This window comes from Arthrobacter sp. P1_B9 (assembly GCF_056406495.1).
On the sequence record NZ_JBFUAA010000002.1, the window covers coordinates 1 to 11,618 of the forward strand.

Consider the following 11,618-nt stretch of genomic DNA (forward strand, 5'->3'; position numbering starts at 1 on the left):
GGACCTGTTGTGAAAATCATTGCCGCTGAAGTGTTCGTCACCAGCCCCTCCCGGAACTTCGTGACCCTGCGGATCACCACCGAGGACGGCGTGACCGGGATCGGGGACGCGACCCTGAACGGGCGCGAGCTCGCCGTGGCCGCCTATTTGAAGGAGCACGTCGCGCAGCTGCTGATCGGCAAGGACCCGCACCGGATCGAGGACACCTGGCAGTTCCTGTACCGGTCCTCGTACTGGCGCCGCGGCCCGGTCACGATGGCCGCGATCGCCGCGGTGGACATGGCGCTGTGGGACATCAAGGGCAAGCTCGCCGGGATGCCGGTCTACCAGCTCCTGGGCGGGGCGTCCCGGAACGGGCTGCGCGCSTACGGGCACGCCTCCGGCGCGGACCTGCCGTCCCTGTTCGATTCGGTCCGKGAGCACCTGGARCTSGGSTACAAGTCGATCCGGATCCAGACCGCGGTGCCCGGGATCAAGGCCGTCTACGGCGTCGCGGCCCAGGCCCAGGCCTCSGGGGAGCGCTACGACTACGAACCGGCCGGGCGCGGCGCGTTCCCGCAGGAAGAGGACTGGGACACCCGCGCCTACCTCCGCCACCTGCCCACCGTGTTCGAGGCSGTGCGCAACGAGTTCGGCCCGGAACTCCCGCTGCTGCACGACGGGCACCACCGGATGACCCCGATCCAGGCCGCGAAGCTGGGCAAGGCGCTCGAACCCTACGACCTGTTCTGGCTCGAGGACTGCACCCCGGCCGAAAACCAGGAGGCCCTGCGCCTGGTCCGGGCGCACACCACCACCCCGCTGGCGATCGGGGAAATCTTCAACACCGTCTACGACTACCAGGCCCTGATCAAGGAACAGCTGATCGACTACGTGCGGGCAGCCTCCACCCACTTCGGCGGGATCAGCCCGCTGAAGAAGGTGATGGACTACGCCGCGCAGTACCAGATCAAGTCCGGCTTCCACGGCCCCACCGACATCTCCCCGGTCGGGTTCGCCGCGCAGCTGCACGTGGGCTTGGCGATCCACAACTACGGCATCCAGGAATACATGCAGCACTCGGATGCGACCAACGAGGTCTTCGAACAATCCATGACCTTCGTCGACGGCTACCTGCATCCGGGCGAGGCGCCCGGCATCGGCGTCGAATTCAACGAAGAAGCCGCCGCCGCGTTCCCCTACCAGCAGGCCTACCTGCCCTACAACCGCCTCGTCGACGGCACCGTCCATGACTGGTAACCCGACCACGACGGGTAACTGGCACTGACGGATGGCAGTGCCTTAAGCACCAAAAAGGTCCCGGGCGGCGAGTCGATGCTCAGCCGCCCGGGACCTGGCTCTTTTGAGTCCGGCTCTCAGCGTCCGGTTTGCTGGTTGCTTAGTGAACCTGTTCCCGGGTCATGCCGAAGGGGACCTGGTCGGAGAGGGCCGCGGTGTAGTGGCCCGGCTTGTGCCGCGTGAGCAAAATGCCGTGCGTCCCGGTTGTCATGGCGAGCTGCTGCAGCCCGCGGACGGCGTCGTTGAGTCGGTCGTCGAGCACGCGCCGGTTGTCGACCTGGATCTCAATGGGCTCGGTAATGGTGGTCATCGCTCTGTCTTTCTTGGAGTACTTCTAGTCGGCCCCAATGGATTCAGGAACAGTAACGTCATATTTATTGGCCCGTCAAATCACCACGCCGCATGTGCGCGTGGCCCGTGCGGACGCCAAATGCCCGCACATCGCGGCCCGGGCGGCTGACCTGCAGATCCACGCAGGCCCGGGTGGTCCCAGTGAGTCTAATCACCCGGCATCACTGCGGGCAGGCCGAAAGATGCTCGTGGACGCAAACAATGCCTCCGTCGGGGGTGCGGGAGAAGATGATGGTCTCCCGTTCATCGCTCGTATCGCGGCCACCGTCCCGGTCAACCCGGACCGTCGTGGCCACGCGGTGCGAAAACACCGCGGTAGCACCGAGGAGCTGGATATCCTGCTGGCTGCTCCGGCATTCGAGCACACGCCAACCACCGGCGAGCCAGCTGTCCCAAAGGGTGCGGTAGGCGGAGCGGGACCCAAGGCGCTGGGCTTCCGGATGGAAGATGAAGGTCGCCTCCGGGCTGAAGGCCGCAAAGTAGGCCTCGGTGTCCGTGGCGGCGAAGGCGGCGACCAGGCGGTCGGCTGCCTCCTGGACCTCTTCGCGGCTGAGGGCGCGGGGCGCTGCCGGCTGCAGCGCCGCAGCCGGCAGCGGCCGGGCCACGGCCCGGATCGGGGCGCCGTCGGCCCCGGGGATATTGAGGGGAAAGAGGAAGAGCTCGACGTCGGATCCTGCGTCTGTGGCCCGCTGGACCTGCTCCAGTCCGGTGAGGTTTTCCACGATGATGCAGCCGTTTCCGGCCAGGATGTCGTGGGCGGGGAAGCTGCCGCCGGCCGGGTTGCCGTGCTGGTTGCCCTGCTGGTCGCCGTGCGTGGCGCCGGGGGAGGTTGGATCCACACTGAGGGCATCCAGGCCTACGGCGCGGTAGCCGCGGTCCACGATCAGTTGCGCCGCCGCGGCCTCCAGCCATGGGTGCTTGAGGTACTCCTCCGTTCCCCACGCCGCTGCGCAGCCGGTGTGCAGCAGGAGGATCTTCTCGGGATTGTCCGGATTTCCAGGTTCCCCAGGATTTCCGGCGGAGCCCGCCGGGGCGATCCCCGCCAGGTGCGCGGCGGTGATGGCGCCGCCGCGGGCCACGTCCCGGACGTCCACGATTTCGGCGACGCCGCCGAAAAGGGACAGCGGCAATTCGTCCAAAGCTGCCCAGCCGTCGCCCACATGCAGGGGTGCGTCGGCGTGGGTACCCGAATGGGAGCCCAGTCCGAGCGAGAGCACGTTGGCGCCGTCGGCCTCCACGGTCAGTGCCGATGCGATCCGGACCTCCGGGTCGCCGGGATAGACAGGCATTCCGGTGCGCAGCGGAACGCTGAGATCGAACCACGTCACCGCTGGCCCACCAGTTCCGTGTCGAAGTCGCCGTGCAAGTCCGGCGCGGCTGCCTCCGGTGTTCCGGCAGCGACGGTGTTTCCAGCCGCATCGATGACCGGCGGCACCGGGGTGTCCTTCGAGGGGATCCAGCGCGGCCCGGCGGCCGGGAACACTCCGCGCGGCTCCGGGAAGATCCACAGCAGCCCGAGGTAGAGGACGGCTGCAAGCCCCAGCGATGCCGGCAGACTGATGTCCACGCCGCCGGCCAGGTTGCCCAGGGGCCCCTGGAACTGGCCGGGCATGTTCACCATGCTCAGCCCGGCGGCGGCGCTGACCAGCCAGGCCGTCATGCCGCGCAGGTTCCAGCCGTGGTTGAACCAGTACCGTCCGCCGGTCTGGCGCCGGTTGAACACCTGGAGGGCGTCGGCGTCGTACCAGCCGCGGCGGGTGATGAAACCGATGATCATCACCACCATCCAGGGCGCGGTGCAGGTCACGATCAGGGTGGCGAACGTGGAAATGCTCTGGACGAGGTTGAAGGCGAAGCGGCCGGCGAAGATGAAGGCGATCGCCAGGACCCCGATGAACAGGGTGGCCTGGACCCGGTTGAACCTCGGGAAGACGCTGCTGAAGTCAAGGCCGGTCCCGTACAGCGAGGACGCCCCGGTGGACATGCCGCCTATCAGGGCGATGGCGCAGAGCGGGATGAAGTACCAGGCCGGGGAGACGGCCAGCAGGCCGCCGACGTAGTTCGGCGCCGCCGGGTCCATGAATTCCGGCGCCTTGGTGGCGATGATGGACGCCGTGGCCAGGCCAAAGACGAACGGAATCAGGGTGGCCAGCTGGGCCAGCAGCGCCGCGCCCATGACTTTGCGCTTCGGGGTGGCGGTGGGGATGTAGCGCGCCCAGTCGCCCAGGAACGCGCCGAAGGAGATGGGGTTGGACATGACGATCAGTGCCGCGCCAATGAACGCCGGGATGAACCCTGCGACGCCGACGCCGTCGAATCCGGTGCCGAAGGCACCCTCGAAGTTCAGGTTGAGGTCGCCCGCGAAGGCGATGAACCCGACAACGAACAGCAGGGTGGCCGCGGTGACGGCAATCTTGTTCACCAGCAGCATGAACTTGAACCCGTAGACGCAGACCACCAGAACGAGTCCACCGAAGAGGCCGTAGGCGACGGCGAACGAGCCCATGTCCTGCGGCAGGCCAACGAGCCGGTTCAGCCCGCCGACCAGGGCATCGCCGGAGCTCCAGACCGAGATGGAGAAAAATGCCAGCGCGGTCAGCAGTGACAGGAATGATCCGACCACCCGGCCGTGCACGCCCAGGTGGGCGGAGGAGGACACCGCGTTGTTGGTTCCGTTCGTCGGGCCGAAGACGGCCATGGGCGCCAGCAGGAGGGCGCCGACAACCAGGCCCGTCACCGTCGCGGCGAGCCCCTGCCAGAACGACAGGCCGAACAGGATCGGAAATGCGCCCAGGAAGGCGGTGGCAAAGGTGTTGGCTCCGCCGAACGAAACCCTGAACAAGTCAAAGGCGCTGGCATTGCGGTCCTTTTCGGGGATCCGCTCAATGCCGTAGGTCTCCACGTCGGTGACCTTGCCGCGGTTCCGCCCTGCGCCGGCGCCGTCAGGCTTTTCCTCGACCATGTTGTTCTCCATCCAGCTCATCATTGATTCCTAAGAGTTGCTTTATAAGCATCACAAGTTGTGTTGGAGGCTACACTGTGAAGCGGCTCACAGCAAGGTCCTGCCCTGTCCGGCCGGCGGGTTACGCAACCGGCCTCCGGCCTTGGACCCTCCCGCGGGAAGCCCGGGCGGCCCATGTGCCCGCCGCCCGGTAAATAACAGGGATAATCTTCAACGGGGACCATCCACAACACGGCGCAAAGGCGGCACAGCGACATGGCACAGGCTCAAGCAGGCAAACCCCAGGGACGGTGGCGGACCTTCCACGAAAAGTTCGTCGTGGAGGAGCGCTTCATGAGCGTGACGGCGCGCCGGAATCTCTACCGGACCGCCGTCGTGCTGATGATCGCGGGCGCCGTGCTGTTCGTGGTAATCCTCGCCGGAGTCCTGCAGCACGCCGGCATCTCGGCAGCGGATGAGCCCGTGCGGACCTGGCTCCTGACCCTGCGCGCGGAACCCACCACCATCATCATGATCATCCTGGCGATCATCTTCGGCCCCATCGGCCTGCCAATCATCGTCCTGATCGTGACGGTGGCCTGGGGCCTGATCGCCAAGCATGCCTGGCGGCCGATGCTCCTGGCCGGTGCCATGCTGACCGGCGTCATTCTGGCGCAGATTATCGGCCACATCGTCGAACGCCACCGGCCTCCGATCGACCTCATGCTCTTCGGCGCAGACTCCACGTTCTCGTTTCCGTCCGGCCACGTCCTCGGCGCGTGCGACTTCCTGCTGGTGACCACGTACCTGGTCTTTTCGCGCCGGAAGAACCCCATGTCCGCTGTTATCGCCTTCATCGTGGCGGGGATCGGCATCTTCTTCGCCGCCGTCAGCCGCCTGTACCTCGGCTACCACTGGATGACCGATGCCCTGGGCGCCTTCTCGATCTCGCTCGTGATCCTGGGCGGCGTCATTGCGCTGGACACCTGGCGGACGGCGCGGATTCCGGGCGAACAGGTCACCGGGACGCTCTCCACCGCCGACACCAGCCAGGACTGAGCGCCGTCAGCGGCTGCGCGCCCGCTTGAGTTCGGCCCGCAGCCGGGCGTTGGCGGCCTCGAGTTCCATCACCTTGGCCACGCCGGCCAGGTTAAGCCCTTCTGCCAGGAGTTGGCCGATCCGCCGCAGCACCACAAGGTCTGCGTCGCTGTACTGCCGGGTGCCACCCGCGGTGCGGTCCGGCGCGAGGAGCCCCCGGCGCTCGTAGAGCCGGATATTCTGCTGCCCCGTGCCCACCAGCTGCGCCACGACCGAGATGGCGTACAGGCCTGAATTCGCGCCTCGGTCCGCCATGGTCTTCCTCCCGTTCCGGAAATTCCCTTGCATCAGTGTTTCACCGGTGCTATAAAAAATCTATACCCGCCACCACAGAAAACTTGAGGTGGGTTGTAGAAGGAATGCAGATCAAGTCTCGCTGAAGGAGTGGGAAATGATGTTGATTCGGACGGACCCGTTCCGTGACTTCGACCGGCTTGCCCAGCAGGTGTTCGGGACGGTGGCACGCCCCGCGCCCATGCCCATGGACGCATGGCAGGAAGACGGCGTATTCGTCGTCGCCTTCGATCTTCCGGGGGTCAATGTCGACTCGATCGGGCTCGACATTGAGCGCAATGTCCTGACGGTCCGGGCGGAACGGCGCGATCCGGTGCAGCCCGACGTGGAACTGATGGTCTCGGAGCGTCCCCGTGGAGTGTTCAGCCGCCAGCTGATCCTCGGCGACACCCTGGATACGGAGAACGTCAAGGCGAACTACGCCGACGGCGTCCTGACGCTCCGCATCCCGGTGGCGGAGGCGGCCAAGCCGCGGAAGATTGAAGTCACCCGTTCGCAGGACAAGATGCAGGAGATCGGGAAGTAGCCCCCGGGCCGGCGCGGCGCCCGCAGCGTCGCTCCGGCTCCGGCTCCATGCAACGGAGGCCGATCATGCCCGGCAGGAACCCTGATCCCCGAGGCTACTACGCGCTATTGCACGTCTCGCCGGAGGCGGGCCGGCAGGAGATTGGCCGCGCCTTCCGGGCGCTGATGCGCCGGCACCATCCCGACGTCGGCCAGTCTGACGTCGATCCTCCCGATGTCGGCGCCATTCTGCACGCTTTCGCCGTGCTGCGGGACGCCAGGAGCCGGGCGGAGTACGACGCCGACCGCTGGCGTTCCGCCGTCGAGGCCGTCGAGGACGACACCTTCCAGCACCGGAACGACCATGCCGGCCAAGGCAGCCGCGACATCCCGGTGCGCATCATCCGGCGTCGGGATCCCCTTGTGCGCGTGCTCCCCGTCCGCTGGGAACCCGGGCCGTGACGGGGAAACTCTCCTGGCCAGGCCGCTGACCCGGGCAGGAACCCACCCAGCAGTTACATCCAGCAGCCCCATCCACTGAGGAGGAGACCAGCCATGAGCGCATGGCGCCGCTACGATTCGCACCTTATGCCGGTGTTCCACGAGCGCTTCGAAGCGCGCTGGGGCGAGGGAACGGCGCCGTTCCTGGACCCGGAGGCGCATGAGGCCCCGTTGCCCCGTGCGCAATGGATCAACATCGACACGGGTGCGGCGCTGGCGGTGGTCCCGGTCTGGACAGATGAAGACAGCCAGCACCGGTCCTTCGGCGTGTTCTACCTGCCGCCCGCGGGTGATATCTGGGTGCTGAGGCCCGGCTTCACGGAGTATCTGGAACCCTCGCTGGATGAGGCTGAGCAGCTCGTGACGCTGCGGAACGATGCCTTCCGCAAGGCCGTGGAGCACGCCAAAGTCTTCCTGTTCGGGCCGGAGACGTCGCTGTTCTGAACGGCAGGGACCAGCAGATGCCAGGATCAGTTGCTGGCGGCGGCATAGGCGTTCAGGCTCAGCGAGAACACGATCCAGGAGAGGTACGGCAGCATGAGCAGGCCCGCTGCCCGGCTGATCAGGCCGAACCGGACCACCGTGACGGCGGCGGCCACCGCATGGACGGCGATGAGCAGCAGGGCCAGCCAGAGCGCGGCCCCGCCGGCCATGGGGTACATGCCGAAGAACAGGGGCGCCCAGGCGAGGTTGACGAGCAGCAGGATGGCGTAGACGGTCATGGCCCCCCGGCCGCGCCCGGAGCGAAGTCCTGTTTCCCGGCGCCAGACGAGCCACGCCGCCACTGCCATTGTCGTGTAGAGCACCGTCCAGACCGCTCCGAAGGCCCAGCCCGGCGGAGTCCACGGAGCCTTCTCTGCCGCCGCGTACCAGCCGCCGGCGTTGCCGATAATGACCAGCGACGCCACGAAGGACACCCCATGGGAGACCGCCAGGAAGCAAAGGAGGGCTGCCGTCTGCCGGCCGGGGCTGGGCGGCGCCGATGGCGGCCGGCGGTTGACGCCTTGTTCAATTTTCACGTGCACCGATCAACAGTGGCCGTTGGCATCGCGTCCGTCAAACGGCCAGGGTCGTGGCGCTCACCCCCGGGGGAGCCTAAAATCAGTCAACCAACCACCGAAACTACATAGAGGTCCCCGTCGATGAACGCTTCCGCCAAGGATCTGGCTTCCCTTCTTCCGCCCGGCTTCACCCTGGGTGTAGCGACCTCCGCCTTCCAGATCGAGGGTGCACTCGATGAAGACGGCCGCGGCCCTTCCGGATGGGATGTCTTCGCCGCGAAGCCGGGTTCGATCGTGGAGGACCAGAGTCCGGCCGTTTCCTGCGACCACTACCACCGGATGCCCGAGGACGTGGCTCTGATGAAGGAGCTGGGGATCGACTCGTACCGGTTTTCGCTGTCCTGGTCCAGGATCCAGCCCGGCGGGAGCGGGCCCGCGAACCCTGCCGGGCTGGACTTCTACGACCGGCTGATCGACCTGTTGCTCGCCAACGGCATTTCCCCCATGGCCACGCTCTACCACTGGGACACCCCATTGCCCCTGGATGAGGCCGGCGGCTGGATGAACCGTGACACGGCCTACCGGCTGGGGGACTTCGCCGCCATCGCCGCGGCTGCCTTCGGGGACCGCGTGAGGCGCTGGGTGACTGTCAACGAGCCCGCCACAGTCACCACCAACGGCTACGCCCTGGGCATGCACGCGCCCGGGGAGGCCCTCATGCTCAAGGCCCTCCCCAGCGTGCACCACCAACTGCTGGGCCACGGCCTGGCGCTCCAGGCGCTGCGCGCCGCCAAGGTGCCGGGCGACATCGGCATCACCAACGTTTACTCACCGATGGTCCCGGCCACCGCGAACCCGCTGGACAAGGTCAGTGCCGGACTCATGGATGTGGCGCAGAACCGGCTCTACGCCGATCCGGTGCTGCTCGGCAAATACCCGGATGTCATCCGGGCCGCCACCTTCTTTTCGTCGTCCTTCAGCCCGTCCAGCGAAGACATGGAGCTGATTTCCCAGCCCCTGGATTTCTACGGCCTGAACTACTACATGCCCACCCTTGTCGGGGCGGGTCCGGGTGAGGGGGCCGTGCCGCCCGGCATGGCCGAGGCCATGGGGGACGACCTCAGTGGGACACCCGGTGCGCCCTTCCACATCGCGCAGTTCCCGGACACCGAGACCACGGCCTACGGCTGGCCGGTCAAGCCCCAATACATGTCCGTCGCCCTGGCCGAGATGGCCGACCGCTACCCGGATCTGCCCCCGGTCTTCATCACCGAGGGCGGGGCCAGTTTCGAGGACGTCGTGGTCCAGCCTGTCGGGGCGAACCAACGGATAATCCCGGACGAACGGCGCCTGCGTTACCTTGCAGACCACATCGGCACGGCCCTGGAAGCGACACGTCCCGGCGGCGCCGCCGAGGCCGTCGACCTTCGCGGCTACTATGTGTGGTCCTTCATGGACAACTTCGAGTGGTCCGCCGGCTACAAGCAGCCGTTCGGTCTGGTGCACGTCGATTTCGATACCCAGGTCCGCACGCCGAAGGCCTCCTACTACTGGCTCCAGGAGGTCATTGCGGCCCGAAGCTCGGCGTCCGCCGGAGAGCCCGGCAGCGCAGCGCAGCCCGGCGGCGCCGGCGGGCAGGACGAAACCGCCGACGTCGGAGAGCCGCACCCGGCGAGCTGACGCCCCTCAAACCGGGTCAACCTAGAGCAGATCCAAGTCCTGCAGGCCCTTGGCGAGCCCCGCGCCGTCGGGCGAATAGAACCACGGGACGGAGGACTCCGAGTGGTCTCCGGTGTCGGAGTGGCCGCCGGCGAAGACGGCCTCACTGGCCGAGAGCTGCCGGATGCCGATCGCGGCCACCTGGTCCGGGTGCTTCTGCGCGAAGCCGGAGTAAATCTCTTCATCGTGCTGGCCGTTGTCGCCGAACAGCAGCCAGCGCATGTTCGGGAACTCCTGGGCCAGCAGCTCAAGGTTCCGCCGTTTGTGTTCCTGGCCGCTGCGGAACCAGCGGTCGTGCGTCAGCCCCCAGTCCGTGAGCAGCAGCGCGCCCGAGGGATAGAGGTTCCGGGCGATGAAACGGGCCAGGGTGGGAGCTGCGTTCCACGGTCCGGTGGACAGATAGATCACCGGCGCCTCCGGGTGCTCCACCTTGAGCCGATCCAGCAGGACGGCCATGCCGGGTGTCGCCATCCGGGCCCGTTCGTTCAGGACGAAGGTGTTCCACAGCGCCAGGAAGGGCCGGGGGAGGGCGGTGACCATGATGGTGTCGTCAATGTCCGAGACGATGCCGAGCCTGGTGTCCGGCGAGATCACGAAAATCCTGGCCTCGACCGGTTCCGTTCCCTCGGCGCGCAGCACGGCCGTATGCCAGCCCGGGGTCAACGCCACGTGAACCAGGGTGTCCACCAGGCCGCCGCGGTCCGCATGCACGCGGGTGGTGACGCCGCCGATCTGGATCTCCACCTCGGTGAACTGGACCGGGACGCTCGTGAACGCCCGCCAGCCGCGGAAGTTCTGGTTGCCGTTCAGGGCCAGCCGCTCCGCCTTGCCGCCGGGCACCGGCCGGCTGGTGAGGACCACGCGGCCCAGTACCCTGACCCACTCGGTCGAGCCGTAGCCCTGATAGGCGACTGTCTGCGGGCTGAACTTCCAGCGCCGGGCCGTCTTGAGCCGGAACCCGTTGACGGTGTCCGACACCCAGTGGGCGAGCCGGAAGGCCCTGTTGCCGGACACGGGCAGCTGCTGCGCTGGTTGCGAGGCCAATTCCATGCCTCCACTCTCCCACAGTGCCGGGCTCCGGCTGTGCCGGCGGGGTCCCCGGACGCGGGCCCCCGCCACGCCGGATTACCAGCGTGGCGGCTAACCCAGCAGCCCGCGCAGTGTGGCGGCGTTGCGGACGGCGTTGCCGCCGCCGTCGTTGTTGAAGTACGCGTAGACGTCTTTCCCGCCGGCCTGCCACTCGCGGATCCGGTCCGCCCACCAGCGCAGGTCGTCATCGGAATAGGATCCGCCGTACAGGACGTCGTGGTCGGGGCCGTGCAGCCGGATATAGACGAACGCCGCGGTGGCGTGCAGGACGCACGGGAGCCCGGCGCCGCTCATGATGCAGTAGGCCGCGCCGTGACGTTCCAGCAGGGCGTACACGGCGTCGTCGTCCCAGCTGGGGTGGCGGAACTCCACACAGACACGGATCCAGCCGGGCAGAGCCGCCAGGAAGTAGTCCAGCCGGGCGTCGTCGCGCGCTAAGCCCGGGGGCAGCTGGACGAGCAGCACGGCCCGCTTGTCGCCGAGTTCGTGCCAGCACCGGGTGATCCGGTCCGCCCAGACCTCGGGGGCGTAAAGCTTCTTGGCGTGCGTCAGGCCGCGGGGCGCCTTGACGGACAGGGCGAAACCGTCGGGCAGGCGGCGGCGCCAGCTGGCGAATGAGCCCTCTTTCGGCCAGCGGTAGAAGCTGGCATTCAATTCCACGGTGTCGAAGCGGGCCGCGTAATATGCCAGCCTGTCCCGGGCCGGCAGGCCCGGCGGATAGAGGACCCCGTCCCAGTGGTCATAGCTCCAGCCGGATGTGCCGATCCGCACAGCGGCCACGTGCCCTGCCATGCCCCTTCCCCTTCCGCCGACGCCATGCTCCCTCCACCGTGCTCCCTCTA

13 protein-coding genes are annotated in these 11,618 nt (G+C 67.3%); 6 read left to right on the plus strand and 7 right to left on the minus strand.

Features of this window, described 5'->3' with window-relative positions:
* The first annotated feature begins 9 nt into the window (after positions 1 to 9).
* Positions 10 to 1,239, plus strand: a complete 1,230-nt coding sequence (gene manD, locus AC1D1A_RS02500; protein ID WP_223913579.1) for a D-mannonate dehydratase ManD — start codon at positions 10 to 12, stop codon at positions 1,237 to 1,239.
* Positions 1,240 to 1,378: 139 nt separating this feature from the next.
* Here the strand turns inward: manD and AC1D1A_RS02505 are convergent, their stop codons facing one another.
* The 3 genes from AC1D1A_RS02505 to AC1D1A_RS02515 all read right to left on the minus strand — a co-directional run bounded on the left by AC1D1A_RS02505 (position 1,379) and on the right by AC1D1A_RS02515 (position 4,612).
* Positions 1,379 to 1,588, minus strand: a complete 210-nt coding sequence (locus AC1D1A_RS02505) for a hypothetical protein (RefSeq protein ID WP_028276129.1) — start codon at positions 1,586 to 1,588, stop codon at positions 1,379 to 1,381.
* Between the two features lie 202 nt (positions 1,589 to 1,790).
* Positions 1,791 to 2,957, minus strand: coding sequence for a cyclase family protein (locus AC1D1A_RS02510; RefSeq protein ID WP_476947073.1), 1,167 nt, complete (start codon positions 2,955 to 2,957; stop codon positions 1,791 to 1,793).
* Entirely contained in the window at positions 2,954 to 4,612 is a 1,659-nt protein-coding gene (locus AC1D1A_RS02515; RefSeq protein ID WP_476872234.1) for a purine-cytosine permease family protein, read from the minus strand. Before AC1D1A_RS02515 ends, AC1D1A_RS02510 begins: the two co-directional genes overlap by 4 nt.
* Positions 4,613 to 4,846: 234 nt before the next feature.
* Between AC1D1A_RS02515 and AC1D1A_RS02520 the strand changes: the two genes are divergently transcribed.
* Positions 4,847 to 5,629 (plus strand): phosphatase PAP2 family protein, encoded by a 783-nt coding sequence (locus AC1D1A_RS02520; RefSeq protein ID WP_230007696.1) that lies wholly within the window; start codon positions 4,847 to 4,849, stop codon positions 5,627 to 5,629.
* A gap of 6 nt (positions 5,630 to 5,635) precedes the next feature.
* Here AC1D1A_RS02520 and AC1D1A_RS02525 read toward each other — a convergent pair whose 3' ends face one another.
* A complete protein-coding gene (locus tag AC1D1A_RS02525; RefSeq protein ID WP_028276131.1) occupies positions 5,636 to 5,923 on the minus strand; it encodes a MerR family transcriptional regulator in 288 nt (95 codons plus the stop codon).
* Positions 5,924 to 6,059: 136 nt separating this feature from the next.
* Between AC1D1A_RS02525 and AC1D1A_RS02530 the strand changes: the two genes are divergently transcribed.
* The 3 genes from AC1D1A_RS02530 to AC1D1A_RS02540 all read left to right on the plus strand — a co-directional run bounded on the left by AC1D1A_RS02530 (position 6,060) and on the right by AC1D1A_RS02540 (position 7,411).
* Positions 6,060 to 6,488 (plus strand): Hsp20/alpha crystallin family protein, encoded by a 429-nt coding sequence (locus AC1D1A_RS02530; RefSeq protein WP_476850266.1) that lies wholly within the window; start codon positions 6,060 to 6,062, stop codon positions 6,486 to 6,488.
* A 65-nt stretch (positions 6,489 to 6,553) separates the two neighbouring features.
* Positions 6,554 to 6,928: a DnaJ domain-containing protein gene (locus AC1D1A_RS02535; RefSeq protein WP_476947074.1), complete on the plus strand. Its 375-nt coding sequence runs from the start codon at positions 6,554 to 6,556 to the stop codon at positions 6,926 to 6,928.
* 93 nt (positions 6,929 to 7,021) lie between these two features.
* Positions 7,022 to 7,411, plus strand: a complete 390-nt coding sequence (locus tag AC1D1A_RS02540; RefSeq protein ID WP_230007693.1) for a hypothetical protein — start codon at positions 7,022 to 7,024, stop codon at positions 7,409 to 7,411.
* A 26-nt stretch (positions 7,412 to 7,437) separates the two neighbouring features.
* Here AC1D1A_RS02540 and AC1D1A_RS02545 read toward each other — a convergent pair whose 3' ends face one another.
* A complete protein-coding gene (locus tag AC1D1A_RS02545; protein ID WP_230007698.1) occupies positions 7,438 to 7,986 on the minus strand; it encodes a TspO/MBR family protein in 549 nt (182 codons plus the stop codon).
* 123 nt (positions 7,987 to 8,109) lie between these two features.
* On the opposite strand from AC1D1A_RS02545, the gene AC1D1A_RS02550 reads away from it, so the two are divergent.
* A complete protein-coding gene (locus AC1D1A_RS02550; protein WP_476855503.1) occupies positions 8,110 to 9,648 on the plus strand; it encodes a GH1 family beta-glucosidase in 1,539 nt (512 codons plus the stop codon).
* A 21-nt stretch (positions 9,649 to 9,669) separates the two neighbouring features.
* Here AC1D1A_RS02550 and AC1D1A_RS02555 read toward each other — a convergent pair whose 3' ends face one another.
* Both AC1D1A_RS02555 and AC1D1A_RS02560 read right to left on the minus strand, forming a co-directional pair.
* Positions 9,670 to 10,737, minus strand: a complete 1,068-nt coding sequence (locus AC1D1A_RS02555; RefSeq protein WP_230010202.1) for an App1 family protein — start codon at positions 10,735 to 10,737, stop codon at positions 9,670 to 9,672.
* A gap of 90 nt (positions 10,738 to 10,827) precedes the next feature.
* Positions 10,828 to 11,568 (minus strand): DUF72 domain-containing protein, encoded by a 741-nt coding sequence (locus tag AC1D1A_RS02560; RefSeq protein ID WP_476855504.1) that lies wholly within the window; start codon positions 11,566 to 11,568, stop codon positions 10,828 to 10,830.
* Between the last annotated feature and the right edge of the window lie 50 nt (positions 11,569 to 11,618).

Excerpts from the sequence above, each read along its gene's own strand:
- AC1D1A_RS02560 (WP_476855504.1), bottom strand. The coding sequence starts at position 11,568 with ATGGCAGGGCACGTGGCCGCTGTGCGGATCGGCACATCCGGCTGGAGC.
- AC1D1A_RS02535 (WP_476947074.1), top strand. The coding sequence starts at position 6,554 with ATGCCCGGCAGGAACCCTGATCCCCGAGGCTACTACGCGCTATTGCAC.
- AC1D1A_RS02555 (WP_230010202.1), bottom strand. The coding sequence starts at position 10,737 with ATGGAATTGGCCTCGCAACCAGCGCAGCAGCTGCCCGTGTCCGGCAAC.
- AC1D1A_RS02505 (WP_028276129.1), bottom strand. The coding sequence starts at position 1,588 with ATGACCACCATTACCGAGCCCATTGAGATCCAGGTCGACAACCGGCGC.
- AC1D1A_RS02550 (WP_476855503.1), top strand. The coding sequence starts at position 8,110 with ATGAACGCTTCCGCCAAGGATCTGGCTTCCCTTCTTCCGCCCGGCTTC.
- AC1D1A_RS02540 (WP_230007693.1), top strand. The coding sequence starts at position 7,022 with ATGAGCGCATGGCGCCGCTACGATTCGCACCTTATGCCGGTGTTCCAC.
- AC1D1A_RS02530 (WP_476850266.1), top strand. The coding sequence starts at position 6,060 with ATGATGTTGATTCGGACGGACCCGTTCCGTGACTTCGACCGGCTTGCC.
- AC1D1A_RS02515 (WP_476872234.1), bottom strand. The coding sequence starts at position 4,612 with ATGAGCTGGATGGAGAACAACATGGTCGAGGAAAAGCCTGACGGCGCC.
- AC1D1A_RS02525 (WP_028276131.1), bottom strand. The coding sequence starts at position 5,923 with ATGGCGGACCGAGGCGCGAATTCAGGCCTGTACGCCATCTCGGTCGTG.
- AC1D1A_RS02520 (WP_230007696.1), top strand. The coding sequence starts at position 4,847 with ATGGCACAGGCTCAAGCAGGCAAACCCCAGGGACGGTGGCGGACCTTC.